Source organism: Bradyrhizobium sp. 149, from assembly GCF_023073915.1.
Lineage (GTDB): Bacteria > Pseudomonadota > Alphaproteobacteria > Rhizobiales > Xanthobacteraceae > Bradyrhizobium.
On the sequence record NZ_JADPKK010000023.1, the window covers coordinates 393,120 to 419,703 of the forward strand.

Consider the following 26,584-nt stretch of genomic DNA (forward strand, 5'->3'; position numbering starts at 1 on the left):
TCCCTCTTTGTCTTGGGGCCATGATGGGCGCGATGTGCTAGGCTGATGTCCTGAACACAGGAGATCACATGCCCGCAAGATCATTGCGACTGGTCGTGATCGCCGCCCTCTGCGTCTCGCACACGTCGTTTGCAGAAGCCGGCAAGCGGCCGCGCCATGCGCTCGCCATAGATCAGGCTGCACCCTACAAGGCCGATCGGCTCTCGTCTTCGCGCGGCGAGACGATCCTCGATGCGCCCGGCCAGACCACCGTGCTGACGCGTCAGGTTCTCGACGACAAGAACGCAACGAGCCTCAAGGACGCAATGCGCTCGACCGCCGGCGTGACGATCGGGCGCTAGGCCACTTGCGCTCAGGGGATCGGATAGCCCTTCCAGACCCACTCCAGTGCTGACGGCAGCGTCTGCGCGATCGTCGGACGGTCGACGTGCTTGGCGTTGCGCACGAACAGAAACTGATAGTGGTAGCCCTTCTCCGCCAGCACCTTGGCCGTTAGCGCATTGGAGAGGGTCCAGTCGTGCATGCCGTCGGGAATGGTGGGGTTCGGATAGAACAGGTCCTGGTCGCCGCCGAAGAACCAGAAACGGATCGGCTTGGTCGGCGCAGCGACGATCAGCGGCACGCCGGGCGGCTCAGCCGGCGTGAGCACGCCGGCCTTCGAGATGAGGTTGGGTGTGGCCGGCCCCGTCCATGCGCTGTGATATTCCCAGGCGCCGCCGCGCAACGACGGGTCATGCGGCCATTGCTGGTTGACCATGGTCGGCGAGAAGGCCAGCACGCGGTGATAGAGCTCGGGATAGAACCACGCCATGGTGAAGGCTGCCACGCCGCTCGAACTTAGCCCCATGGTCGCACGCCCATCGGGATTTTTGGTCAGCCTGACGTCGGCGTTCTTTTCGACCAGCGGCAGCACCTCACGCTCGACGAACTGCGCGTAGGTGCCTGACACCGCGTCATATTCCCGGCCCCGCTGGCTGCCTTGTGCGTCCTGTCCGCCATTGCCGATCTGGATTGCGATCATTGGCGGCACGCGGCGCTGCGCGATCAGATTGTCGAGCGTGACGGCGAGATCCTTGTACGCGTTGGAGCCGCCGTCGCCGACCACGATGAACGGCGCCTCGGTGCCGCGCACATATTGCGCCGGCACGTAGACGTCGATGGTACGCGACCAGATACCCGGGTGGCTGGTGGTGACGATCATGTGCGACTTGTCGTCGGGCGCCATGACGGTCGTCATGATCGAGGAATTGGTACAGCCGGCGGCGTCGTCGCGGATCAGACCAGGATTGTAGATGGTGCTCTCCTTCGAGGACAGCGTGAAGGATTTGGTCGTCCCGTGGGGCACGCCCTCCTTCGCGATCGTCTCCGGCGCAGGATTGTGGGTGGGACCGATGATGAAATTGCCCTCGGCACCCGGTGGCGGCAGCGTTCCATCGGGCAGCTCGGTTGCACGCGGGTAATTGGGATTGGAGGGGTCGCGCGTCGGGGGCGTCGTCTTGAAGTCGAGACCCGCCGTATCGATGAAGAACGGGCCCGCCTTGTCGGCGGTGTTGGCCCCAGGCGGCACAGCCATGTTCTGTGCGACGCAGGCCGGCTGCGAGACCGCGACGGAAGTGAACGAGACGAGGGAAATCAGCGTCCCCGCAAGAACGGAGAATGAGTTGGTCATTTGAGCTCCCGGTCCTGGCGAGTCTTTCTGGCTCGCCTTGGCGCAAAGTATGACGAGCCGCCTGCGCGCGGTCAAACCCCAGCCGGCCGCGTTCCAGCAATGGCCGCCATGCTCAAACGGACAGGGACGGTTATTCCGCGCATGCCACGAAATTTCGGGACACGTGGCCGTTGCTGCCGCACCTCTCACGACGTAGCTTGCCGGCCGGCCGTGCCGCGAAGGCGGCACGCGATCAAAACGACAAGAACAATAAGGGAGACCAACGATGAAAAAGCTCACGGCCGCGCTCTGCGCGCTGGCGTTCCTCGCAACCGGCGCGCAGGCGCAGACCGTCAAGGATTTCGTTGCCGCAGTCACCAAGAAATGGACCACGCCGTTCGAGCCATTCCAGCTGATCGGCAACATCTACTATGTCGGAACCGATGGTATCGCCGTCTACGTTATCAAGACCTCGCAGGGCCTGATCCTGATGGATACAGCGCTGCCGCGGTCGACCGGCATGATCAAGGACAATATTGCGAAGCTCGGTCTCAAGGTCTCTGACATCAAGATCATCCTCAACACGCACGCGCATTTCGACCACACCGGCGGCTTCGCCGAGATCAAGAAGGAGACCGGCGCGCAGCTCGTGGCCGGCGAACGCGACAGGCCGCTGCTCGAAGGCGGCTATTATCCCGGCGACGAGAAGAACGAGGATCTTGCCTTCCCGGCGGTGAAGGTCGATCGTGCCGTGAAGGAAGGCGACAAGGTGACGCTCGGCGACACCACGTTGACGGCTCACGCCACACCCGGCCATTCGCCTGGCTGCACGAGCTGGGAGATGACCGTCAAGGACGGCAATCAGGACCGCGAGGTGCTGTTCTTCTGCAGCGGCACTGTGGCCTTGAACAGGCTGGTCGGCCAGCCGACCCATGCCGGCATCGTCGACGACTACCGCGCGACCTACGCCAAGGTGAAGGCGATGAAGATCGACGTGCTGCTCGGGCCGCATCCCGAAGTCTATAGCATGCAGGCCAAGCGCGCGGCGATGAAGGACGGAGCGCCGAACCCGTTCGTCAAACCGGGCGAACTCGCAACCTATGCCACCGGCCTGTCCGAGGAGTTCGACAAACAGCTCGCCAAGCAGACCGCCGCGATCGAGAAGAAGTAGCGGTCATCGGAGCATCCGCACACCTGTCCTCGACGAGGAGAGGTGTGCGCGCGCGACTCGCACCATTGATGATGCGACTGTACGCTGAGCCGATTCGTGCGCGCACAACAGTCGATCGCGGCATTGAAGACGATGGGCTGCCCATGCACGGCGACGCGATCGACGATTATCTCGCAAAAGAACGCCAGCGCCTCGACGGAACTAGGGTCGTGGTCTGAGTCAGACCTAGCCGAGACTCGGCAGATCGAGCCCCTTGTCGCGGGCGCATTCGATCGCGGTGTCGTAGCCCGCGTCGGCGTGGCGCATGACGCCACTGGCAGGATCGTTCCAGAGCACGCGCGCGATCCGCTTCGCCGCTTCCGGCGTGCCGTCGGCGACGATCACCATGCCGGCATGCTGGGAATAGCCGATGCCGACGCCGCCGCCATGGTGCAGCGACACCCAGGTCGCGCCGCTGGCGCAATTGAGCAGCGCATTGAGCAGGGGCCAGTCGGACACTGCGTCCGACCCGTCCTTCATCGCCTCGGTTTCGCGGTTGGGGCTCGCCACCGAGCCACTGTCGAGATGATCGCGGCCGATCACGATGGGTGCCTTCAATTCGCCGCGCGCCACCATCTCATTGAAGGCAAGGCCCAGGCGATCGCGATCGCCGAGGCCGACCCAGCAGATCCGCGCGGGCAGGCCCTGGAACTTGATGCGCTCCTTGGCCATGTCGAGCCAATTGTGCAGGTGCTTGTCGTCAGGCATCAGCTCCTTGACCTTGGCGTCGGTCTTGAAGATGTCCTCGGGATCGCCCGACAGCGCTGCCCAGCGGAACGGCCCGACCCCGCGGCAGAACAAGGGACGGATATAGGCCGGGACGAAGCCGGGAAAATCGAACGCGTTCTTCAGGCCCATGTCCTGCGCCATCTGGCGGATGTTGTTGCCGTAGTCGAGCGTCGGGATGCCTTGCGCATGAAAAACCAGCATGGCCTGGACGTGCTCGACCATCGAGGTTTTCGAGGCGCGCTCCACGGACTTGGGATCGGCGGCGCGCTTGGTCTCCCACTCAGCGAGCGTCCATCCCTTCGGCAAATAGCCGTTGATCGGATCGTGGGCGCTGGTCTGGTCGGTGACGATGTCGGGCCTGACGCCACGACGCACCAGCTCGGGAAAAATCTCCGCAGCATTGCCGAGCAGGCCGACCGAAACGGCCTTCTTCGTCTTCGCCGCCTCCGCCATGATCGCGAGCGCCTCGTCGAGCGTTGCGGCCTGGCGATCGAGATAACCGGTACGCAGACGCATCTCGATGCGGCTCGGCTGGCATTCGACCGCGAGCATCGAGGCACCCGCCATGGTCGCTGCCAGCGGTTGCGCGCCGCCCATGCCGCCGAGACCGGCGGTCAGAATCCATTTGCCGGCAAGGCTGCCGCCATAATGGCGACGCCCGACCTCGACGAAGGTTTCGTAGGTCCCCTGCACGATGCCCTGGCTGCCGATATAGATCCAGGACCCCGCCGTCATCTGGCCGTACATCATCAGGCCCTTGCGATCGAGCTCGTTGAAATGGTCGAGCGTGGCCCAATGCGGCACGAGGTTGGAATTCGCGATCAGCACGCGCGGGGCGTCCGCATGGGTGCGGAACACGCCGACCGGCTTACCGGACTGGACCAGCAGCGTCTCGTCCCCTTCGAGCTTGCGCAAGGCCGCGACGATCCGGTCAAAGCTCTCCCAGTCGCGCGCGGCGCGGCCGATGCCGCCATAGACGACGAGCTCGCTCGGACGTTCCGCAACGTCCGGATCGAGATTGTTCATGAGCATGCGCAAGGGCGCTTCCGTCAACCAGCTCTTGGCGCTGATTTCGCTGCCGCGGGGCGCGCGGATGGTGCGGTCATTGTCCAATCGGCGGTTCATGCGGAACACCTCGTCAGGCAAGTGTCGGAAACGGGTCAGTTGAGAGCGCGGCGAGTGCCGCAGCCGGCAGCGCATCGGCTTCGACCAGCGCTGCAGCCTTGGCGAGATCGCCGGCCATGTAGCGGTCGGCGCCGAGCGCTGGCACCTGCTCGCGCAGTGCGGCGATGACGGCAGCGAGCGGCACGCTCGTCGCATGCGGCGCGCGCAACGTGATGCCTTGGGCGGCGACCAGCAGCTCGATGCCGAGGATGGCGGTGAGGTTGTCGGCCATGTCGGACAGGCGTCGCGCAGCATGCGCGGCCATCGAGACGTGATCCTCCTGGTTGGCGCTGGTCGGCGTCGAATCGATCGAGCAGGCGGCCGCGCGCTGCTTGTTCTCGGCATAGAGCGCGGCCGCCGTCACCTCGGCGATCATGAAGCCGGAATTGATACCGGGATCGGGGGTCAGGAACGGCGGCAGGCCAAAATTGAGCGCAGGATCGACCAGCGTCGCGATGCGCCGCTCGCTGATCGCACCGATTTCCGACAGCGCGAGCGCGATGGCATCGGCGGCAAAGGCCACCGGTTCGGCGTGGAAATTGCCGCCGGAGACGATCTCGCCGGTCTCGACCAGCACGAGCGGATTGTCGGTGACGGCATTGGCCTCGACGATCAGCGTGCGCGCGGCCTGCACGATGAGGTCGAGCGCTGCGCCGGCGACCTGCGGCTGGCAGCGCAGGCAATAGGGATCCTGCACGCGCTCGTCGCCTTCGAGATGCGACAGGCGAATGTCGCTGCCGTCGAGCAGCGCCATCAAGGTGGCCGCCGCCGCGATCTGTCCGGAATGGCCGCGCAGCGCCTGGATCTCGGGGCGGAACGGCGCGGTCGAGGCCATCGCCGCATCGACCGACAGCGCGCCGGTGACGAGCGCGGCGCGGGTCAGGCGAAATGCACGCAGCACGCCAGAGACGGCATAGGCAGTCGAGAACTGCGTGCCGTTGATCAGCGCGAGCCCTTCCTTGGGGCCCAATGTCAGCGGCACGATTCCGGCGGCGGCGAGCGCCTCGCTGCCCGATACGGTCTTGCCATCGACGATCGCCTGTCCTTCGCCGATCATCACAGCGGTCATGTGCGCGAGCGGCGCGAGATCGCCGGAAGCGCCGACCGAACCTTGCTGCGGCACCAGCGGATAGACGCGCCGCGCCAGCATGGCCTGCAGCTGCTCGATCACCTCGCGGCGCACGCCGGAGGCACCGCGCCCGAGCGAGATGATCTTCAGCGCCATCATCAGGCGGACGATCGGCTCGGGCGTCGCCAGGCCGACGCCGCAGCAATGCGAGACGATGAGATTGCGCTGGAGCAGCGCGGTTTGATCGGGCGGAATGCGCTTCGATGCCAGCTTCCCGAAGCCGGTGTTGATCCCGTAGACGGGAGCGTCGGCTCGGGCGGCCCTTGCAACGATCTCCGCGGCCGCGTCGACGCGCGGCCAGAACGCGGGATCGAGCACCACGGATTGCCCCGCAAGCACGCGCGCGAGATCATCGAGGCTGACCGTTCCCGGCTTGACAACGATCGGGGCGCGCTGCTCCGTCATTGTCCCCTCCACACCCGGCGCTGCAGCGGATTGAAGCCGATGCGGTAGACCAGTTCGGCGGGACGCTCGATGTCCCATATCGCAAGGTCGCACCATTTGCCGGCCTCCAACGTGCCGGTATCATGGAGCACGCCGAGCGCTCGCGCGCCTTCGCGGGTAACACCGGCAAGGCATTCGGCCACATTCATCCGGAATAGCGTCGCACCCATGTTCATGGCGAGCAGGAGCGACGTCAGCGGCGAACTGCCCGGATTGCAGTCGGTCGCGAGCGCCATGGACACGCCGTGCTTGCGGAACGCCTCGACCGGCGGTTTTTGCGTCTCGCGGATGAAGTAGAAGGCGCCGGGCAGCAGCACGGCCACCGTTTTAGCCTTTGCCATCGCGGCGGCACCGGCTTCGTCGGTGTGCTCGAGATGATCGGCCGAGAGCGCCGAGAATTTTGCGGCGAGCGCGGCACCGCCGAGATTCGAGAGCTGGTCGGCATGCAGCTTGACCGGCAGTCCAAGCCGCCTCGCCGTCTCGAACACACGCACCGTATCCTCACCGGAAAATGCGATACCCTCCATGAAGGCATCGACGGCATCGGCGAGGCCGGCCTTCGCGACAGCCGGCAACATTTCGTTGCAGACGAGATCGATGTAGCGATCTTTGTCGCCCTCCGCCTCCGGCGGCAGCGCATGCGCGCCGAGGAAGGAGGTGCGGATCGCAACCGGCCGCTGACGGCCCAGACTTCGCACGGCCGCCAACTGCCGCATCTCGGTCTCGGTGTCCAAGCCGTAGCCGGACTTGATCTCGATCGTGGTCACACCCTCGCCAATCAGCGCATCGAGCCGCGGCAGCGCGCTTCCAACGAGTTCGGTCTCGCTCGCCTTGCGCGTCGCGGCAACCGTGGAGACGATGCCGCCGCCGGCGCGCGCGATCTCCTCGTAGCTCGCGCCTTTCAAGCGCAGCTCGAACTCGTAGGCGCGGTTGCCGCCATAGACCAGATGGGTGTGGCAGTCGACGAGGCCGGGCGTGATCCAGCGCCCTGCGCAATCGATCCGGTCGGCGGCATCGGCATCCGCCGGAAAATCGGTCTGCGCACCTGCATAGACGATACGGCCGCCGCGCGCGGCAATCACGCCGTGCTCGATCTCGCCGAGATCGGGACGGTCGGCCCGCATCGTGGCGAGCCGGGCGTTATGCCAGATCCGGTCGAAGCGCTCTGCCATGCAACTGTCCCTTGGTTTGGGATGCTTGACTTATATGTCTAGACATATAATCGTGGGGCGGTTCTGTCCAGCCGGCATGGAAACATGACACGACTGCATTTCGCCTCCGCGCTCCTGCCCTCGGGCTGGGCCAATGACGTGCAGGTGGTGATCACCGCCGGCGCGATCGCCGAGGTGACGCCGGGCGTAGTCCCAGCCCCCGGCGACGAACGCCACGACATCGCGATTCCGGGACTTGCGACCCTGCACAGCCACGCCTTCCAGCGCGGCATGGCGGGTCTCGCAGAACTGCGCGGCGATAGCACCGACACCTTCTGGACCTGGCGCGAGACGATGTACCGCTTCGCGCTCGCTATGACGCCTGACGACGTCGCAGCCGTCGCGACACTGCTTTATGTCGAGATGCTGGAGCAGGGTTTTACCCGCGTCGGCGAGTTCCATTATCTGCATCATGATCGCGACGGCTCGCCCTACGCCGACATCGGCGAAATGGCCGCTCGCATCGCGCAGGCCGCCGAGGCCTCGGGCATTGCGCTGACGCTGCTACCGAGTTTTTACGCGCACGGCTCCTTCGGTGGCACGGCCCCGCATGCCGGCCAGCGTCGCTTCATCTGCACGATCGATCAGTTCGCCGCGCTGATGAGCGCCTCGCGCAAGGCGATCGCGACATTGCCGGATGCCAACATCGGCATCGCGCCGCACAGTTTGCGCGCTGCGGCGCCGGACGAGCTTGCAGCGATCATTCCGCTTGCTGAGGGCGGACCGGTGCACATTCACGCGGCCGAGCAGGTGAAGGAGGTCGAGGATTGCCTGGGCTGGTCCGGACAGCGTCCGGTGCAATGGCTGCTGGAGCACGCGCCGGTCGATCAGCGCTGGTGCCTCATCCACGCCACCCACACGACGGATGAAGAAGTCACTGCATTCGCCAAGACCGGCGCGGTTGCGGGCCTCTGCCCCATCACCGAGGCGAGCCTCGGTGATGGCATTTTCCCGGCTCGCGAATTCGTCGCTGCCGGCGGTGCCTTTGGCGTCGGCACGGATTCCAATGTGCTGGTCGGCGTCGCCGACGAGCTGCGCCAGCTCGAATACGGCCAGCGGCTCAAGCACCGCGAGCGCAACGTGCTCTCCGCCGGCGCAGGCCGCTCGACCGGACGCGCCCTGTTCGATCATGCGCTTGCCGGTGGGGCGCGGGCACTGGCACAGATGTCCTTCGGTCTCACGCCCGGTGCGCGCGCCGACATCGTCACGCTCGACATCACGCATCCCTCGCTGGCGGGCCGCGCGCGCGACGCCGCCATCGACGGCTGGATCTTTGCGGCGGGCAGCGGTGCGATCGATTGCGTCTGGGCCGGCGGCGACAAGGTCGTCGAAGGCGGCCGGCACAGACTGCGCCGGGGCGCGCGCGAACGCTTCAACGCATCGGTGCGGAGGCTCGTTGCATGAGCCTCGCCACTGATACGACCGACCAGCCGACGCTGTACAAGCGAATCCGTGCGGATATCGAGAAGCGCATTCTGACCGGCGAGTGGCCGCCTGGGCATCGCATCCCGTTCGAGCACGAACTGGTCGCACGTTACGGCTGCTCGCGCATGACCGTGAACAAGGCACTGTCGGAGCTCGCGCAAGCCGACCTGATCGAGCGGCGGCGACGTGCCGGCTCCTTCGTCCGCCGGCCACAACACCAGTCTGCCGTGCTCAAGATCGCGGACATGCGCGCCGAGATCACCGCGCTCGGGCGCGCTTACGGCTACGAGCTGATCGGCCGCAAGGTCCGCGCCGCGACCGCTGCCGACCGTGACCGCCTCGGCGTCAAGAAGGCCGGCAAGGTGGTCGCGATCACCTGCCGCCACAGCGCTGACAACGTGCCGTTCGCTGTCGAGGACAGGCTGATCGATCTGGCGTCGGTGCCGGATGCGGCGACCGCGGATTTTTCGCGCGAGCCGCCCGGATCGTGGCTGCTTCACCATGTTCCATGGACAGAGGCCGAGCACACGATCAGCGCGATCGTTGCAGACGATCGCACGGCGGAAGCGCTCGACATCGCCGTCGGCGCGCCCTGCCTCGTGATCGACCGTTACACTTGGCGCAGCGCGCGCACGATCACCGCGGTGCGCCTGCTCTATCCCGGTGACTCTCACCGCCTTGTCGCGCGATTCAAGGGAGGCTGAGAGGACGATGTCGGCACAAATCGTGCAACGCTTCGGGCAACGGCCTATGAGGACCGACCAAGATCAACAGAACGTCAATCCATCGATCGGCAAGAGGACGACAATCATGCGTAATTCGAAAGTGTTCGCGACAATCATTGCCCTCGCAGCTTCCACGCCGGTGCTCGCCGACGACATCAAGGTCGGCGTCGGCATCTCCGGATGGACCGGCTTCGCGCCGCTGACGCTGGCCAAGGAAGCCGGCATCTTCAAAAAGAACGGCCTCGACGTCACCATCAAGAAGATTCCGCAGAAGGATCGCCATCTCGCGATCGCCTCCGGCGACGTCCAGTGCGCCGCAACGACCGTCGAAACCTGGATCTCCTGGAACGCCAACGGCGTCGCGACCAAGCAGATCTTCCAGCTCGACAAGAGCTACGGCGCCGATGGCATGGCCGTGCGCAACGAGCTCGCCGCGATCAAGGATCTGAAGGGCAAGACGGTTGCTGCTTCCGCGCCCGGCACCTCGCCCTATTTCGCGCTGGCCTGGATGCTCAAGAAGAACGGCTTGTCGGTGAAGGACGTCACCGTCGTGAACCTCGAGCCGGCCGCTGCCGCGCAGGCCTTCGTCTCCGGCCAGAACGATGCCGCGATGACCTACGAGCCATATCTGTCGACGGTTCGTGCCGCGCCCGACAAGGGCAAGATCATCGCGACCACGCTCGACTATCCGATGGTCATGGACACGTTCGGCTGCACGCCGAAATTCCTCACCGAGAACCCGAAGGCCGCCAAGGCGCTCGCCGACAGCTATTTCGAAGCCCTCGACATGATCGCCAAGGACCAGGCCAAGGCCTACGAGATCATGGGCGCCGACGTGAAGCAGAGCGGCGAGGCGTTCGGCAACTCGGCAAAGTATCTGCGCTGGCAGGACAAGGCCGCGAACCAGAAATTCTTCGCCGGCGATTTCCTGACCTTCAACAAGGAGGCCGCCGACCTCCTGCTGGAGATCGGCATCATCAAGGCCGCGCCGAAGGTCGAGGATCTCTTCGACGCCAGCTACATCAAGTAAACCTCCCAGGAGCCGCCGGCCCCGTCTCGCGGCGGGGCCGGTAAATTTGTTCACCGCCCGGATAACAGTTTGATGCGTCCCCTCGATCCTGTGACGTCAAGGCAGCGCGTGGCTTACGGGCTTGCGTTCTTCGTGGTGTTCGTTGCCCTCTGGTCCTGGGCGACCTTCGGCGGCCACGTGTCGAAAGTGTTCCTCGCCAATCCGCTGACCATGGTGCAGGAAGGCGTCGATTTGATCATCAAACAGGGCTTCCTGTTCGACATCGGCATGACGATCTGGCGCGTCGTCGGTGGTTTTGTGCTGGCCGCAATCATCGCGGTACCATTCGGCGTGCTGATGGGCGCGTACAAGCCGGTCGAGGCGTTCCTCGAACCCTTCGTTTCCTTTGCACGCTATCTGCCAGCCTCCGCCTTCATCCCGCTCTTGATCCTGTGGGCCGGCATTGGCGAACTACAGAAGCTGCTCGTCATCTTCATCGGCTCGGTGTTCCAGATCATCCTGATGATCGCCGTCACCGTCGGCACGACGCGGCGCGATCTGGTCGAGGCAGCGTATACGCTCGGGGCCAGCGACCGCGGTATCATCCGCCGCGTGCTGTTGCCCTCCTCCGCGCCGGAGATCGCCGAAATCCTGCGGCTGGTGCTGGGCTGGGCCTGGACCTATGTCATCGTCGCCGAGCTGATCGGCTCGTCCTCCGGCATCGGCCACATGATCACCGACAGCCAGGCGCTGCTCAACACCGGCCAGATCATCTTCGGCATCATCGTGATCGGACTGATCGGCCTCGTCTCGGACTTCCTGTTCAAGGCGTTCAACGCGTGGCTGTTTCCCTGGAGGCTCGCATGACGACCCTCAAGATCGAACAGGTCTCGCGAACCTTTCCCGCGCGCCACGGCAACGCACTGACCACGGCGCTGGAGCCGACCGATCTTGTGATCGGCAACAACGACTTCGTCACTATCCTCGGCCCTTCCGGCTGCGGCAAGTCCACCCTGCTTCGCATCGTCGCCGGCCTCGATCGCCCGACCGGCGGACGCGTGGTGCTCGACGGACGCGAGGTGACTGGCCCGGGCGCCGACCGCGGCATGGTGTTCCAGTCCTACACGCTGTTTCCCTGGCTGACCGTGCGCGAGAACATCGCCTTTGGCCTGCGCGAGCGCGGCGTGCCACAGGACGAGCGGAGCAAGATCGCCGACGCCTTCATCCGTCAGGTCGGTCTCTCCGGTTTCGAGAACCATTGGCCAAAACAGCTCTCTGGCGGCATGCAGCAGCGTACCGCGATCGCCCGCGCGCTCGCCAACGATCCAAAGATCCTGCTGCTCGACGAGCCCTTCGGCGCGCTCGACAACCAGACCCGCGCCTTGATGCAGGAAATGCTGCTCGGGATCTGGGAGCGTGACCAGAAGACCGTGCTGTTCGTGACCCACGACATCGAGGAAGCGATCTTCCTCGGCAGCCGCGTCATCGTCATGAGCGCGCGTCCCGGCCGCATCAAGGCCGAGATCAATGTGGACCTGCCGCATCCGCGCTCCTACAAGATCAAGACCACGCCCGAATTCGTCCAGTTGAAGGAACGGCTGGTCGAGGAAATCCGCACCGAGGCATTGAAGGTTGCCGAACATGCCTGATGCCTTTTCGCACACAAATGGCGAGCGGGTTCTCGCCGATCTCAATGCGCTCCGCGCCATCGGCGCTTACAAGACCGGCGCGCACAAGCCGACCTTTTCCGAGCCGCACAAGCTTTCGCTGGATTGGCTGGTGCAGAAGCTGCCCGAGGCGGGCCTCTCCGCCGCGATCGACGGCATCGGCAATGTCTTCGGCACCAGCGCAAAGCCGGGACCCAAGCTGCTGGCGGGATCGCACCTGGAAAGCCAGAACTACGCCGGCTGGCTCGACGGCCCGCTCGGTGTCGTCTACGCGCTCGAAGCGGCCCGCGTGCTCAATGCCGATCCCTCGCTCAACGGCGCGGTCGAAGTTGTCGCCTGGTGCGACGAGGAAGGACACTTCGGGCACTTCCTCGGTTCGCGCTCCTATGTCGGGCAGGTGACCGAGGCTGACATCGATGCTGCGCGCGACCGCAGCAGCGGCCGCACCATGCGGGACGCGCTCGCCGACATGGGGCTCGCGGGACGACCGCGCATCACCGCCGAGCCCGGCCGGCACGTCGGATATCTGGAAGCGCATATCGAGCAGGGCGACACGCTCGAAAGCGGCCGCCTTGCGATCGGCGTCGTCACCTCCATCGTCGGCATCTGGCAATACCAGATCAATTTCGTCGGGGCGCAGAATCACGCCGGCACCACGCGCATGGCGGCACGGAAGGATGCGGGACTGGCGCTGGCAAAGTTCTGCGTGGCGATCGACGAGCGTTTCCCTGCTAGCTGCGGCCCGCGCACGGTCTGGACCACCGGCCGCATCACGCTCGATCCTGGCGCGCCGAGCATCATCCCCGGAGGCGCCGAAATGCTTTTCCAGATCCGCGACGACGATCCCTCCGTCATCGCGCGGCTGGAGCAGCTGCTGCGGAGCATGGCGGATGAGTTCAGCGCGAACGGCCCCTGCACCGTCACCGTGGAACAACTGCGCACCGGCGCGCCGGCCATGATGAACGCGGGCATCCAGGACGCGATCGAAGCCGCGAGCAAGGCCCTCGCCGACGGACGGTCCGTCCGCATGCCCAGCGGCGCCGGCCACGACGCGCAGATGCTTGCGACTGTCATGCCCGCGGGCATGTTGTTCGTACCGTCGATCGGCGGCATCAGCCATCACTGGACCGAAAACACCGCCGACGCCGACATCATCACGGGTGCGCGCGTGTTCGTCGACGCTTGCCGGCGGATACTCGGCGGCTAGAAAGATGTGCCGCCTCTCGATCGCGCGCGCGATCTTGACCGCGCATGACGGAACGCTTCAGCTGCTCGACAACACACCAAAGCGCCCGCGCGTCCGCTTGCAGCTATCGAAGATTGCCTGCGACAATTCGAGCCCGCCGCGGACATAAAGACGCGGCAATCGTGGGGCTTGTCGATCGCCCCTGCCCTGCTTGCTCCCCCGGAGTTCCCATGCATTCTGCCGACCGGCCGGCAACGCGCCTTGCGACCAGGCTTGCCTTTCTCGTCGCGGGCTTCGGCATTGCGTGCTGGGCACCGCTGGTGCCGTTCGCGAAAATGCGGCTTGGCGTCGATGACGGCATCCTCGGACTACTCCTGCTCAGCCTCGGCATCGGCTCGGTCGTCGCGATGCTTCTGACCGGCGTGCTAAGCGCGCGCCATGGCAGCAAACCGATCATCATTGCGGGCGGGCTCGGCCTTGTTTTCGTCCTGCCTCTGCTGGCAATTACGAGTTCGCCCGCGACGCTGGCGCTGGCACTCTTCGCATTTGGCGCCGCGCTAGGCTCAATCGACGTCGCCATGAACATCCACGCTGTGGAGGTGGAGCGCTCCGCGGGACGCCCGCTGATGTCCGGCTTCCACGCGCTGTTCAGCATCGGCGGCTTCGCCGGGTCCGCGCTGATGACCGCGCTGCTCTCGCTGCAATTCGGTGCGCTCGCGTGCACGCTGATCTGCTCTGCCCTGATGCTGATCGCTATGCTGGCGGCCTGGCCGCGCCTGCTTCGTTCAGCGCAGGTGCAGGAAGGACCGCTGTTCGTGCTGCCGCATGGCTCCGTGCTCCTGCTCGCATTGCTCGGCGCCATCACCTTCCTCGTCGAGGGCGCGATGCTCGATTGGGGCGCGCTGCTCGTCATCGGCGCGGGCCTCGTCTCAGAGGCGCAAGGCGGGATCGGCTACATCGTTTTCTCGGTCGCGATGACGATAGGGCGGCTCGGCGGCGACGCCGTCGTCGCGCGCATCGGAGACCGCACGACGTTGGTCTGGGGCAGCCTCATTGCAATCGCGGGCTTCGTGGTCCTGCTCACGGCTCCCGTCGTGGCGGTCGCCGTGGCCGGTTTCCTGCTCATCGGCCTCGGCGCATCGAATCTCGTGCCGGTGCTGTTCCGCCGGGCGGCGAGGCAGAAAGTAATGCCCACGGGGCTTGCCGTCGCGGCGATCACGACCGCGGGCTACGCCGGCGTTCTCGTCGGCCCCGCCGGTGTGGGCTTCGTGGCACATTTTGGCGGATTGCCGATGGCGTTCTGGCTTCTGGCCGCATTGATGGGCCTCGTCACACTATCGGCACGCATTGTGACGCGGGCCGACGCCTGAGCAAGCTCACAAATTGCTCAGCCCGATCGATTTGATAACGGGTGCCAGGCTTGCGGACGTGGCCTCGACAATGCGCTGGAATTTGTCCGGGCTCGAATCGCTGTCCGGCTCCAGGCCTTGGGCGCGGTAGCTCGCCAGAAGCGCCGGATCGGACATGGCTAGCCGCGTCGCCTGCGCGATCCGGTCGATAATGGCATCGTCGGTGTGCTTGGGTGCAAAGATGCCGAACCATCCCTCATAACGAAGATCCGGCATGCCGGATTCGACGGCGGTCGGAATCTCCGGTGCGCCGCTCAGCCGCCTTTCGGTCGTGACCGCCAGCAACCTGACCTTCCCGGCCTCGCTCAGCTCCTTCAATTGGACGGACATCACGCCAATGATCAGCGAGATCTGGCCACTGACGAGGTCGTTGGCCGCCTGCGACATCCCCCGGTAAGGCACATGGAGGATGTCCAATGCACCCGCCTGCTGCTTGAAGGATTCGCCAACCAGATGGTTTCCGGTGGCGACGCCGGGCGTCCCGTAGGACAGCTTTCCCGGATTGGCCTTTGCGTAGGCGATCAACTCGCGCAGGTTTGCGGCAGGCAGCGACGGATGGACGGCGAAGACCAGCGCACTACTGATCAGGCGGTAGATGGCGCGGAAATCGTCAACGGAATAGCCGGGATTTGCCGAGGTCAGGGGAATGATAACCTGCGTGCTGCCGTTGCCGAGCAGCAGCGAATAGCCGTCGGGCTCCTCGCGCGCGACCGCGGCAGTCCCGATCGCGCCGCCGGCACCGCCGATATAGTCGACGAAGGTCGGCCCGAGCAGCGACGACATCTTGTCGACCCAGGGACGCCCGATCTGGTCCCCCGCTCCGCCGGCCCCGTACGGATGCACGAGACGAATGGGACGGGAGGGATAGTCGGCGGCTTGTCCGCTGCGGGCAAGCGCGGCGAGCGCCGCTGCGCCCGACAACGCATGGACGAATTGTCGCCGCGTGAAGCAAGACATGCTGGAATTCCGGAAGTGGGCAGGCAATGTGGTGGCGGGGACCGGATCCCGGACCATGCCATCGCAGCAATCCGCCGCCATAGTCAATGCTCCATCCGGACGAACCTCGGCGTCATCGCATTGTCACGTCGGCCTAACTCGTTACTTTTCAAGCATTATTTCGCGAGCCAGCCGACCCAAGCCGTCCGCGCAGGGCTGCCAGCCCTGCCCACTGCTTTCGGCCAGTTTACTGTACGCCTCGTTCTGGTAGAGCAGAAAGTATTACCTTTTGACTCCCTTCGCGGGGGCGATGGCGCGTGCCAGATCGTAACGAAGACTCGGCCATCTCCTTTGGGCCATTTCGATTGTTTCCGAAGTCCCGGCTCTTGGAGAAGGAGGGCTCGCCGCTTCATGTCGGCGGCCGCGCGCTCGACATACTCATCTTCCTGGCCGGCCGCCCCGGTGAAGTCGTCGACAAGAGAGAGCTGGTCAAGCGCATCTGGGCCGACGTCAATGTCGACGAGGGCAGCCTGCGCTTTCATGTCGCGGCGCTGCGCAAGGCGCTCGGCGACACCGGCAAGTCGGCCCGTTATGTCGTCAACGTGCCCGGCCGTGGCTATTGCTTTGTCGCCTCGTTCGCTCAACCAGCCCCGCCGGCCGCCCCGCCCCCGGCCGAAATCGCACCTCCCCGCTCTCTGCCCGCTCAGCTTACCAAGATGGTCGGCCGGGAAGATGTCATCGAGAAAATCGCGAACGGACTTTCGCTCTACCGCTTCATGACCGTCGTCGGCCCGGGCGGCATCGGCAAGACCGCGGTCGCCGTCACCGTCGGGCATCGCCGTTCTCAGGATTTCGGCGGAAATGTCTTCTTTGTCGACTTCGGTCCGCTGAGGAATGCCAGTCACATCGCGACCACTATCGCATCGGCGCTCGGACTGACCATCAGCGCCGAGGATCCGACGCCGGCCTTGCTGACATTTCTGAAGGCCGGCCCGGCCCTGCTGATCTTCGACAGTTGCGAACATGTGCTCGACAATCTGGCGCCGCTGGTCGAACGCATCGTTCGCGAGGCGCCGCAGCTTCGTGTGCTAGCAACCAGCCGCGAGTCGTTCCGGAGCGAAGGCGAGCGGATTTTCCGGTTGTTCCCGCTGGATTGTCCGCCCGAGCGCGAAGGGCTTGCTGTCGCCGAGGTCCTTGCCTACCCCGCAGCCCAACTCTTCGTGGAGCGTATTGCGCAGAGCTCGGGCCCGTTCCAGCTCAGCGCAGAAGAGGCGCCCCTCGTCGCGAACATCTGCCGGCGCCTCGACGGCATCGCGCTGGCGATCGAGCTCGCGGCGGGCCGCGTCAATGCTTACGGCATTGCCGGCACGGCATCCCTGCTCGACAGCCGCTTTTCGCTGCAATGGCGGGGCCGGCGTACCGCCGTGCCGCGGCACCAGACACTCGCCGCGGCCCTCGACTGGAGTTACGATCTTCTGCCCGCTGCGGAGAGCGCCACGCTGCGACGCCTGTCGGTCTTTGCCGGGCCTTTCGCGCCGGAAGCGGCGGCGGCTGTTGCATCGGGTGAGGGCCTCAACGCATCCGAGACCCTCGAAGCGATCGACAGCCTGGTGACCAAGTCGCTGATCTCGCCGTTCGGCTCGCGGACCCTGCGCTATCGGCTGCTCGACACCACGCGCACCTATGCGCACGGAAAACTCAACGAGCTCGGCGAAACCAGGCATTTCGCGCGGCGTCATGCCGAGCATTTTCGCGATTTCTTCGCGCGCGCGGAGGCCGACAATTCGACGCCGCTGCCCGAATGGCTGAGCATCTATGGCGCCGAGCTGGACAATGTGCGCGCGGCGTTGGACTGGGCCTTCGGACCCGACGGCGAGGCGACCCTCGGTATCGCGCTGACGGCGGCTGCGGTCACGCTGTGGGTGCGTCTTTCGCTGTTCGCGGAATGCCGTGAGCGCAGCAGAACGGCGCTCGCAGCGCTCGGTGACACCGCCGAGGACGACCGCATCCGTATGCAGCTCCTGTCGGCGCTCGGCTGGTCGCTGATGTATGGCGAGGGCCGCGCGCGCGAGGCGCGGCCGATCCTCGAGACGACTCTCGAGCTGGCTGACAGGCTCGACGACAAGGATTTCCGGCTGCGCGCGCTCTGGGGCTTGTGCATCGACCAGTTCAACAACGGACAGTTCGGCAAGGCCCGTACGCTCGCCGATCGTTTTGCGAACGCAGCGGCGAACTCGCCCGACAAGACCGATGTCATGCTGGGCGACCGGCTGATGGCTGTCGCGCTGCACTATCTCGGGGACCAGAACGAGGCTCGGCTGCGCATCGACCGGGTCAATGCATCGCTGCATGTGTTGGCGGAGAAGCCGAAAATCTTCCCGCTTGATCTCAGGATATCGACGCAATATTTCCGCGCCCGCATCCTGTGGCTTCAGGGCCTGGCCGAGCAGGCTCAGGCCCTCACCGCCAGAAACATCGAGGAAGGCCGCGCCAACGGCCACGCGCTGACCTTCTGCAGCGTCCTCGGACAGGCCGCCTGTCCGATCGCTTTCTGGGCCGGCGATTTCGAGGCCGCCGAGCGTCACGGCACGGAGCTGCTCGAACACACCGAGCGCCACGCGATCCGGCTGTGGGGCCTGTGGGCGCGGGCCTTCAATGCCGCAGTCATGGTGAAACGCGGCGACGTCGCGACCGGCCTGCCGTTGCTTCGCGAAGAACTCAACCGCGCCGGCGATGCGCGCTTCCTGCCGCGCTTTCTGCCCCTGCTCGGCGAGCTCGCCGCGTGTTCCGGGGAGGCCGACCAGGTCGACCGGGGACTCGACGTGATCGAGGATGTCCTGACCCGCTGCAACGACCGGCAGGAGCTCTGGTATTTACCCGAGCTGACCCGCATCAAGGGAGAGTTGATGCTCAGGAGCGCGCGGCATTCAGATGATGCCGCGGCGCGCTTTTGCGAGGCCATGGACCTTGCCGTCCGGCAAGGCGCGCGTTTCTGGGAGCTGCGAAGCGCAGTCAGCCTCGCGCGGTTCATGATCGGGGCCGGCCGAAGTGCGGAAGCTCGGACGACTCTCGACGATGTCTGCGGGGCGTTTTCCGAAGGCGCGGACATCGCCGATCTCCGCATTGCCCGCGACCTGATCGCCCAACTGCGGGCCTGACCGCGCTGACTGGCCTAGCCTGCCGCTGCAGCCCTGCGCCGCGGCAGCTTCCATTCGGGCCGAATGAAGTGGCAGGTGTAGCCATCCGGATAGCGTTCGAGATAATCCTGATGCTCCGGCTCGGCCTCCCAGAACTCGCCGGCCGGCGCAACCTCGGTCACCACCTTGCCGGGCCACAAGCCGGACGCCTCAACGTCTGCCATTGTGTCCTCGGCGATCCGCCTCTGTTCGTCGCTCGTGTAGAAGATCGCGGAGCGGTAGCTCGTGCCCAAATCATTGCCTTGGCGGTTGAGCGTGGTCGGATCATGGATCTGGAAGAAGAACTCCAGCATGGTCCGGAAGCTGGTCTTGGCGGGATCGAAGACGATCTCGATCGCTTCGGCGTGGCCTTCATGATTGCGGTAGGTGGCATTCTTCACCGCACCGCCGGTGTAGCCGACCCGCGTGGAGACCACGCCCAGTTGCCTGCGGATGAGATCCTGCATGCCCCAGAAGCAGCCTCCAGCCAAAATTGCGCGTTCTGTCGTCATGTCTCCGCTCCCAATTGGTCCGTCTGTGCGGTCTGCATCTGTCGTATACTACGCTTTTGGCAGCTCCGCCGAAAGCCGGGCATTTGTCCATCCAATTCCTCGTGTGGAGGCCAAAGATTCGACAGTCTCGGCTTCCCCAACCAGAACCAGATGGACACAGATGGAGTGCTCGCCACTACGTTAGCTTGGCGTCGAGTGTGATCTCGGCGTTGAGCACTTTCGACACCGGACAGTTCTTCTCGGCCTCGCCGGCGATGCGGGCGAAACCTGCGTCGTCCAGGTTTGGCACTTTCGCCCGCAAAGTGAGTGCCGATTTGCTGATTTTGAATCCCTTGCCTTCAGGTTCGAGGCTGACCGCTGCTTCCGTCGACAGCTCGTCCGGCGTGAAGCCGGCGAGCTGCAGGCCGAAGGCAAGCGCCATGGTGAAGCAGCCGGCATGGGCCGCCGCGATCAACTCCTCGGGATTGGTGCCCTTCTCATTCTCAAACCGGGTGTTGAACGAATAGGGCGTCTGGGCGAGCACGCCGGATTCGCTCGATAGCTGACCAGTGCCATCGCGACCGGTGCCCTTCCAGACTGCTGTTGCCTTGCGGATCATCTCAATTCTCCTTGTACATTTTTCGCACTGGCGCTCGGTACCGGATGAAAGCGACATTGGCGCGACCGCCTGTCGCCATTTCAACAGGTCGAGCGCCGCGACAGTTCCGTCAGCCACCGATCTGTCCGACGTGGAAGCCGCGCGACTTCAATGTCTTCGGTCGTGAAATTGCGTTCGGGGCGGCTCATGATTGGATTCCTGGTCTGCGGAGAAAGACAAGGACGCGCGGAGGCGCGCCCCTGCAGGTGTCAGATCGATTGACGCAACGGCCTGAAGGCGGTGCGCATTTCCGCAGAGAACAGTGCGGGCTGCTCCCAGGCCGCGAAGTGGCCGCCCCTGTCGAGACGGTTGTAGTGCATCAGGTTCGAATACGCCTTCTCGGTCCAGCTGCGCGGCGCGGCGTAGATCTCGTCCGGGAAGACGCTGACGGCGACCGGGATCTCGATGTGCTTGGGCTCGAAGAACACCAGCTTGTTCTCCCAGTACAGCCGCGCCGACGAGACCGCCGTGTTGGTGAGCCAGTAAAGCGTGATGTTGTCGATCACGTCGTCCCGCGACAGCCCTTCCGTCTTGCCGTCGAACACCCGAGCAATCATCGCTGCGCTGCGCGCATCATGGTCGAGCATCCAGGACGCGAGGCCCGCCGGCGAGTCGACGAGACCGTAGAGCGTCTGCGGCCGGTTCGACATCTCGATCGCGTAGCCGAGACCGTGCTTGTAGAAGTCGTCGAGCTGATCGTAAGCAAGCCGCTCGTCGGCCGAGAGGTTCGACGGCCGCGATCCGCCGGGCTGGAGCGCTTTGGCGATGTCGTCAGGAACGGTCGCGGGCATGTTGGTATGGATGCCGAGCAACTCCGGCGGCGCGACCACCGCCATCTGCTCCGTCACGGCATTGCCCCAATCGCCGCCTTGCGCGACGTAGCGGTTATAGCCTAGACGTTTCATCAGCACGATCCAGGCGCGCGCGACGCGCCGGGGGTCCCAGCCCAGCTCCGTCGGCTTGCCGGAGAAACCGTGGCCAGGCAGCGAGGGGATCACGAGATCGAAGGCGTCCGTCGCCTTCGCGCCATGTGCGGCGGGGTCGGTGAGCGGGCCGAGGATCTTCATCTGCTCGATGATCGAGCCCGGCCAGCCATGCGTGACGATCATCGGCAGTGCGTTTTCGTGGCGAGAGCGGACGTGAATGAAATGGATGTCGACGCCGTCGATCTCGGTGACGAATTGCGGCAAGGCATTCAGCCGCGCCTCCATCTTGCGCCAGTCGTAGTCGTTCTGCCAATAGCGCACGAGCTGCTGCACCGTTCTCAGCTGCACGCCCTGTGATTGATCGGCAACGATCTCACGATCCGGCCAGCGCGTCGCCCCGAGGCGGCGGCGGAGATCAAGCAGATCCTCCTCGGGCACGCTGACGTGGAACGGGCGAACCGCTCCACTCACGGCAGCCTTCGCGGAATGCAGCGGCAGCAGGCTCGACACGCTTGCGGCGATCGCGGTCATGGCGGCCTGGCTCAACAGTTGACGGCGGTCTGGATTGAGAATGTCGGTACGTGCGTGCGTAGTCATGTTCGATCTCCCTGTCTTTGGTCGGTGACGCTGACCGAATTCGAAATCAACGCGTCGGTTCGTCATGCAGAGAGATTGGCGCAGGCCCTGGCAATTTGCTCGTTATGGGTTGTTAGACCGCGTTAGCTGTTGCGAGCCTGCGCGGCATCGAGGAGAGCGATCGTGAACCCGCGATGCTCGCAGCAAAAGCAACACGGCGCGCGGTGAGATCAGTCATCACGCGCCGCTTCGGCTTGGTTCAGTCGAAGAATCCGTGCTGTCCAACTCAGGATGGCAGCGGCTGGCCCGCCCGCTCGCGGACGATATAGTCGGCGTACCAGTCGGCCCAGTTCTCGTCGTGCCGGCCGGTCCGCTTTTCGTGCTCGCCATACGCTGCTGCCGCGCGACGCAACGCCGCCGCCAGTTCGGTCTGCGAAGCGAATGTCGTGCCGTCACCCGCGATGCGTCCCGGCAGTCGCGTCGTGACCTCCTGGAACAGCCAGCCGTTGCCGTCGGGGTCGCTGAACGCCGCAAAAGAGCCGTAGCTGCCGCGCTTCGGGTCGGCACCGTTGACCCGGACGCTGCCGGACAGATAGGGCTCGTCAGTTCCGGCGTGAACATCGCCGGCACCGTGGAATGGAGCGCCGACCTCGATGCCGCGGTCGAGCAGATCCTCTCGCGCCGCCTCCAGATCGGCGACGATCAGGTACATGCCTCGCGCCGTGCCCGGCGCCGCCGCCGTCACGTTTCTGCCGAAGATTACCGAGCAGGCCGAACCCGGCGGCGTGAACTGGATCACACGCCAGTCATCGCCTGACGCAAAATCGGCGTCCAATCGCCAACCGAGACGCGCGTAGAAGGCCTTGGCGCGATCGACATCGGATACGGGGATCACGATCACCTCGAGCTTCTGATCAACGCTGCGCGATGTCGAAGACTTGTTCGAAGATTTGACCGCGGCGTCGCGGTCGATTTCGGTAGTAGCCATGTCGAACTTCCTCAGTTGGATTTAAGACGAGCTTCAAGCGGCTGCGATCGGCATCACGATGGTCACGCGTGTGCCGTCTCCCCCCGCCTCGCCGTGCAGTCGGGCGCGAATGCTGCGTGCGAGTTCTTCGAGAATCCGGCTGCCTGTGCCCTGAAGCGGCCCGGTCGCGCCGATCCCGTTGTCGGCCACCGTGCAGAACCAGGCGCCGTCACGACTGGTCATGTCGATACGGATCAGTGCATCATTCCTGTTCGGGAAGGCATGCTTGGCCGCATTCGTCACCAGCTCCGTCAGCATCAGCGCGAGCCGATGGCATTGCGATGCCGGCAGGGTGCCGCTTTCGATCGCAGCCTCGCAGCGGATACTCGCCGGCTCCAGCACGGCCTCGGAAATCGCTCCGCACAGGTTTTCGAAAAAGACCGCGATAGGGATCGCCGTATGGTCGTTATTGTCCGACAAGAGTTGATAGAGCCTGCCGAATGCGACGATGCGCCGCTCGAGCCGGTCCGCTGCGAGCGACACGTCCCTGGTACCTGTCCGCGTAAAATCGCGGCGGACTGACGCACCCAGTATCGTCAGCGTGTTCTTCATCCGATGGTGGGATTCCCGCAGCACGAGTTCCCAATCACGCGACTGATCGTCAAGACTGGCCACAAATTGAGATCGAACGACATCGTCATTCGGCCGAGCATTGATACCGGACATCGTAGCCTCCCCGTTGGCGCCAAACTCGCAGCGGATACTGGATGCAGTTCGCGCGCATTGCTCGTTAGACGTTGCAAGATTCTGTTATGATCCCGGTGCAACGGCCGAACTGTCAGCTCGGCGGCCAAGCACGCTGCCGAATTGCCCCGATCACTTCGCTAATGCTTGAGCAAAATTTGCTACGGATTGTCGCGCAACCTGCCAAATGCGGCCGCCACCCGATTTCGCCACTTTCGACAAGTTTACTCAGGGTTCCCTTGTGGTAGATCAAAGTGCGGATATCAGCCTTTTCACTGGAATCATTGGCCCGTGCCGGACGCTAACGACCAGGATTCGGCTATTGCCTTCGGGCCATTCCGGCTCTTCGCGAAGTCGCGGCTGCTCGAGAAGGACGGCGCCCCGGTGCACCTCGGCGGCCGTGCGCTCGACCTCCTCGTTTTTCTCGCGGAACGCGCCGGCGAGGTCGTGGACAAGCGTGAGTTGATCCGGCGGGTCTGGGCCGACGTGAATGTGGACGAAGGCAGCCTGCGCTTCCACATCACGACGTTGCGCAAAGCCTTGGGCGATGCCGGCGAAGGCGCCCGCTACGTCGTCAATGTCCCCGGACGCGGCTATTGTTTCGCGGCCCCGCTGCTCCGGGCTGCTCCCTTGGAGAGCCGGACCAGCTTGCCCGCGGCTTCGCCTCGCTCACTGCCGTCGCCGCTCGCGAAGATGATCGGGCGGGACGATGCGGTCGAGAGAATTTCAGCCGAGCTTGCGCAGCATCGCTTTGTCACGATCGTCGGCCCCGGCGGGATCGGCAAGACCTCGGTCGCACTGGCCGTCGCGCATGGCGAGCTCCAAGCGTTCGATGGCCAGGTGTGTTTTGTCGATTTCGGCGCATTGAGGGAGGCCCGGCTCGTTCCGGGAACGATTGCGGCTGCGCTGGGCCTGACCGTCAATTCCGACGACCCGGTGCCGGGGCTGCTGACGTTCCTGCGTAGCCGGCGGATGTTGCTGGTCTTCGACAGTTGCGAGCACATCCTCGACGATCTCGCCCCCTTGGCCGAGCGCATCGTGCGGGAAGCGGGCGAGCTGCATATTCTCGCCACCAGCCGCGAATCCTTCCGCACCGAAGGTGAGCGTGTCCATCGGCTGTTTCCGCTGGATTGCCCGCCACAGCGCGACGGACTCGGCATCGCCGACGTCCTTGCCTATCCCGCAACTCAGCTCTTCGTGGAGCGCATTGCGGAGAGCCTGAGCGAATTCGAGCTCAGCGAGGAGGATGCGCCGCTCGTTGCCGATATCTGCCGTCGGCTGGACGGCATCGCGCTCGCAATCGAGCTCGCGGCCGGGCGCGTGAACGCCTATGGCATTGCCGGGACCGCCTCGCTGCTCGACAGCCGTTTCTCGCTGCTGTGGCGCGGCCGGCGCACCGCTGTCCCGCGGCACCAGACCCTGAGTGCGGCCCTCGCCTGGAGCTACGATTTGCTTCCGGCAGCCGAAAGCGCAACGCTGCGCGGATTGTCGGTGTTCGTCGGGCCGTTCACCCTGGAAGCCGCGCTTGCGGTCGCCTCCTGTCAAGGCATCGGCGAGCAGGAAGCCGTCGAGGCGATTTCGAACCTGCTTTCCAAATCGCTGATCGCGACTTCCCCTGCGGAGCGACGGCTGCGCTATCGCCTGCTAGATACGACGCGTGCCTTCGTCGCCGACAAGCTCGTCGAGAACGGCGAAGCTGACCGCGGCGCGCGCGCCCACGCCGAATATTTCCGCGACTTCCTCCGCGACGTCGCGCTCAAATCCACGGGCATGCAGAGCGCCGGCGGCTTCCTTCCCTATGCCGACCACCTGCCCAATGTCCGGGCCGCGCTGACCTGGAGCTTTTCGGACGGCGGAGACCGGACGATCGGCGTGGATCTGGCGGCATCGGCAGCCCAGTTCTTCCTCGAACTGACACTGCTGACGGAGTGCTATCGCTGGACTCAACAGGCGTTGGCGTCCCGCGACGCGACCCCGGTGGATGGTCGCCATGAGATGATCTTGCAGGCCGCGCTCGGCGTCTCCGCGATGTTCACGCAGGGCAACACCGAAGCGGTCCGCTCGGCATTTACGCGCAGTCTCCAGCTCGCCCGAGAGCTGCAGGATTTACATTGGCAGCTCTGGCTGCTGCGCGGATTGCACATCTACCTGACCAGGGTCGGAGATTTTCACGGCGCGCTTGGGACCGGCGAACAGGGTGAGAGCGTTGCGCAAAAATTGAACGATCCCGCCAGCACGCTGAACGTCGAATGGATGCTGGGTGTTGCCCATCATTTGATCGGCAACCAGGACAAGGCGGTGCAGTTCTGCGAGAGCGCGATGGTGCATAATCCCGGCTCGCAGCGGCTGAATATCGGGCATCTCGGCTATGACGACCGCATCGTCGCACTGGTTGCGCTGGCGCGCGGGCTTTGGCTCACCGGCCGGCCCGATCGTGCGATTGAGGTCGCCCAATACACCGTTCGCGAGGCCGAGCTACTCGAGCAGCCGCTCACTCTCGGTATTTCCCTGATCTGGACGATCTACGTGTTCCTCTGGGTCGGCGACTGGGCCAATGCCGAAATCCTGATCGAGCGGCTGATCGATCATTCCGCGCGGCACTTTCTCGGGCCCTATCACGCGGTCGGCATCGGCCAGAAGGGTGAGCTGCTGCTTCGCCGCGGCGACGTCGCCGCCGGGATCGATCACCTTCGCCGCAGCCAGGCCACGCTGTACGCGACACGGCACCGGATCATGACGACGGTGTTTGCGACGGCGCTCGCGGAGGGTCTCGTGGCACAGAACCAGGCCGACGAAGCCTTGCAGACGATCAACGAGGCCATCGCAGAGATCCCCGATCATGGCGAATCCTTCGACATGCCCGAGATGCTCAGGGTCAAGGGCGACATCCTTGCACGGTCGGGTAACGCTGCAGAGGCTGAGAACTACTTGCGCAAGTCGCTTGATCTGTCGCGGCGGCAATGCGCGGTCGGCTGGGAACTCCGCGGAGCGATCAGCCTCGGCCGCGCCTGGAAGCAGGCCGGCAACGCCGCCGACGCGCGCACCCTGCTCACCTCGCTCGTCGTGCGATATCAGGAGGGCCTCCAAACCCGTGATCTCGTCACCGCCAAGGAGCTCCTTACAGCGCTGAATTGAGAGTATCTTCAACGGGATA

General features: G+C 64.8%; 22 protein-coding genes. 12 read left to right on the forward strand and 10 right to left on the reverse strand.

Annotated elements, in window-relative coordinates:
• Positions 1–68 precede the first annotated feature (68 nt).
• Positions 69–341, forward strand: a complete 273-nt coding sequence (locus tag IVA88_RS29660) for a TonB-dependent receptor plug domain-containing protein (RefSeq protein ID WP_247500740.1) — start codon at positions 69–71, stop codon at positions 339–341.
• An 11-nt stretch (positions 342–352) separates the two neighbouring features.
• Here the strand turns inward: IVA88_RS29660 and IVA88_RS29665 are convergent, their stop codons facing one another.
• Entirely contained in the window at positions 353–1,669 is a 1,317-nt protein-coding gene (locus IVA88_RS29665) for an alpha/beta hydrolase-fold protein (RefSeq protein WP_247500741.1), read from the reverse strand.
• Positions 1,670–1,934: 265 nt separating this feature from the next.
• Here IVA88_RS29665 and blaBJP point away from each other — a divergent pair, with 265 nt between their 5' ends.
• Together blaBJP and IVA88_RS29675 are read left to right on the forward strand one after the other, a co-directional pair.
• On the forward strand, positions 1,935–2,819 hold the full coding sequence (gene blaBJP / locus IVA88_RS29670; protein WP_247500742.1) for a BJP family subclass B3 metallo-beta-lactamase: 885 nt from the start codon (positions 1,935–1,937) through the stop codon (positions 2,817–2,819).
• 44 nt (positions 2,820–2,863) lie between these two features.
• The gene (locus tag IVA88_RS29675) at positions 2,864–3,037 is read left to right on the forward strand and encodes a hypothetical protein (protein WP_247500743.1); all 174 of its coding nucleotides are present in this window, start codon (positions 2,864–2,866) and stop codon (positions 3,035–3,037) included.
• Positions 3,038–3,044: 7 nt separating this feature from the next.
• On the opposite strand, the gene hutU is transcribed toward IVA88_RS29675, so the two are convergent.
• From hutU to hutI, 3 genes are read right to left on the reverse strand one after another with little or no spacing between them, the layout of a single operon-like run.
• The gene (gene hutU, locus IVA88_RS29680) at positions 3,045–4,712 is read right to left on the reverse strand and encodes a urocanate hydratase (RefSeq protein WP_247500744.1); all 1,668 of its coding nucleotides are present in this window, start codon (positions 4,710–4,712) and stop codon (positions 3,045–3,047) included.
• A 13-nt stretch (positions 4,713–4,725) separates the two neighbouring features.
• Complete coding sequence (gene hutH, locus IVA88_RS29685; RefSeq protein ID WP_247500745.1) at positions 4,726–6,285, reverse strand: histidine ammonia-lyase; 1,560 nt, start codon at positions 6,283–6,285, stop codon at positions 4,726–4,728.
• Entirely contained in the window at positions 6,282–7,496 is a 1,215-nt protein-coding gene (gene hutI, locus IVA88_RS29690) for an imidazolonepropionase (RefSeq protein WP_247500746.1), read from the reverse strand. The genes hutH and hutI overlap by 4 nt, the downstream gene beginning before the upstream one ends.
• 84 nt (positions 7,497–7,580) lie before the next feature.
• On the opposite strand from hutI, the gene IVA88_RS29695 reads away from it, so the two are divergent.
• The 7 genes from IVA88_RS29695 (at position 7,581) to IVA88_RS29725 (ending at position 14,917) form a co-directional block, all read left to right on the forward strand.
• A complete protein-coding gene (locus IVA88_RS29695; protein ID WP_247500747.1) occupies positions 7,581–8,939 on the forward strand; it encodes a formimidoylglutamate deiminase in 1,359 nt (452 codons plus the stop codon).
• Positions 8,936–9,664, forward strand: a complete 729-nt coding sequence (hutC, locus tag IVA88_RS29700) for a histidine utilization repressor (RefSeq protein ID WP_247500748.1) — start codon at positions 8,936–8,938, stop codon at positions 9,662–9,664. Before IVA88_RS29695 ends, hutC begins: the two co-directional genes overlap by 4 nt.
• 106 nt (positions 9,665–9,770) lie before the next feature.
• A complete protein-coding gene (locus IVA88_RS29705) occupies positions 9,771–10,715 on the forward strand; it encodes an ABC transporter substrate-binding protein (RefSeq protein ID WP_247500749.1) in 945 nt (314 codons plus the stop codon).
• Between the two features lie 72 nt (positions 10,716–10,787).
• Positions 10,788–11,561 carry an ABC transporter permease gene (locus IVA88_RS29710; RefSeq protein ID WP_007601313.1) on the forward strand — a complete coding sequence of 258 codons (774 nt, stop codon included), beginning with the start codon at positions 10,788–10,790 and terminating at the stop codon, positions 11,559–11,561.
• Positions 11,558–12,343, forward strand: a complete 786-nt coding sequence (locus IVA88_RS29715; RefSeq protein WP_247500750.1) for an ABC transporter ATP-binding protein — start codon at positions 11,558–11,560, stop codon at positions 12,341–12,343. Before IVA88_RS29710 ends, IVA88_RS29715 begins: the two co-directional genes overlap by 4 nt.
• Positions 12,336–13,568 carry a Zn-dependent hydrolase gene (locus IVA88_RS29720; protein ID WP_247500751.1) on the forward strand — a complete coding sequence of 411 codons (1,233 nt, stop codon included), beginning with the start codon at positions 12,336–12,338 and terminating at the stop codon, positions 13,566–13,568. Before IVA88_RS29715 ends, IVA88_RS29720 begins: the two co-directional genes overlap by 8 nt.
• A 209-nt stretch (positions 13,569–13,777) precedes the next feature.
• A complete protein-coding gene (locus IVA88_RS29725) occupies positions 13,778–14,917 on the forward strand; it encodes an MFS transporter (RefSeq protein ID WP_247500752.1) in 1,140 nt (379 codons plus the stop codon).
• 6 nt (positions 14,918–14,923) lie between these two features.
• Here the strand turns inward: IVA88_RS29725 and IVA88_RS29730 are convergent, their stop codons facing one another.
• A complete protein-coding gene (locus IVA88_RS29730) occupies positions 14,924–15,913 on the reverse strand; it encodes a tripartite tricarboxylate transporter substrate binding protein (RefSeq protein WP_247500753.1) in 990 nt (329 codons plus the stop codon).
• 296 nt (positions 15,914–16,209) lie between these two features.
• Between IVA88_RS29730 and IVA88_RS29735 the strand changes: the two genes are divergently transcribed.
• A complete protein-coding gene (locus tag IVA88_RS29735) occupies positions 16,210–19,050 on the forward strand; it encodes a winged helix-turn-helix domain-containing protein (protein WP_247500754.1) in 2,841 nt (946 codons plus the stop codon).
• Positions 19,051–19,064: 14 nt separating this feature from the next.
• Here the strand turns inward: IVA88_RS29735 and msrA are convergent, their stop codons facing one another.
• The 5 genes from msrA to IVA88_RS29760 all read right to left on the reverse strand — a co-directional run bounded on the left by msrA (position 19,065) and on the right by IVA88_RS29760 (position 23,412).
• The gene (gene msrA / locus IVA88_RS29740) at positions 19,065–19,580 is read right to left on the reverse strand and encodes a peptide-methionine (S)-S-oxide reductase MsrA (RefSeq protein WP_247500755.1); all 516 of its coding nucleotides are present in this window, start codon (positions 19,578–19,580) and stop codon (positions 19,065–19,067) included.
• 175 nt (positions 19,581–19,755) lie between these two features.
• Positions 19,756–20,178, reverse strand: a complete 423-nt coding sequence (locus tag IVA88_RS29745; RefSeq protein ID WP_247500756.1) for an OsmC family protein — start codon at positions 20,176–20,178, stop codon at positions 19,756–19,758.
• 248 nt (positions 20,179–20,426) lie between these two features.
• On the reverse strand, positions 20,427–21,740 hold the full coding sequence (locus IVA88_RS29750) for an epoxide hydrolase family protein (protein ID WP_247500757.1): 1,314 nt from the start codon (positions 21,738–21,740) through the stop codon (positions 20,427–20,429).
• A gap of 265 nt (positions 21,741–22,005) precedes the next feature.
• On the reverse strand, positions 22,006–22,707 hold the full coding sequence (locus tag IVA88_RS29755) for a VOC family protein (protein ID WP_247500758.1): 702 nt from the start codon (positions 22,705–22,707) through the stop codon (positions 22,006–22,008).
• Between the two features lie 33 nt (positions 22,708–22,740).
• The gene (locus IVA88_RS29760; protein WP_247500759.1) at positions 22,741–23,412 is read right to left on the reverse strand and encodes a sensor histidine kinase; all 672 of its coding nucleotides are present in this window, start codon (positions 23,410–23,412) and stop codon (positions 22,741–22,743) included.
• 309 nt (positions 23,413–23,721) lie between these two features.
• On the opposite strand from IVA88_RS29760, the gene IVA88_RS29765 reads away from it, so the two are divergent.
• The gene (locus tag IVA88_RS29765; RefSeq protein WP_247500760.1) at positions 23,722–26,565 is read left to right on the forward strand and encodes a winged helix-turn-helix domain-containing protein; all 2,844 of its coding nucleotides are present in this window, start codon (positions 23,722–23,724) and stop codon (positions 26,563–26,565) included.
• Positions 26,566–26,584 lie beyond the last annotated feature (19 nt).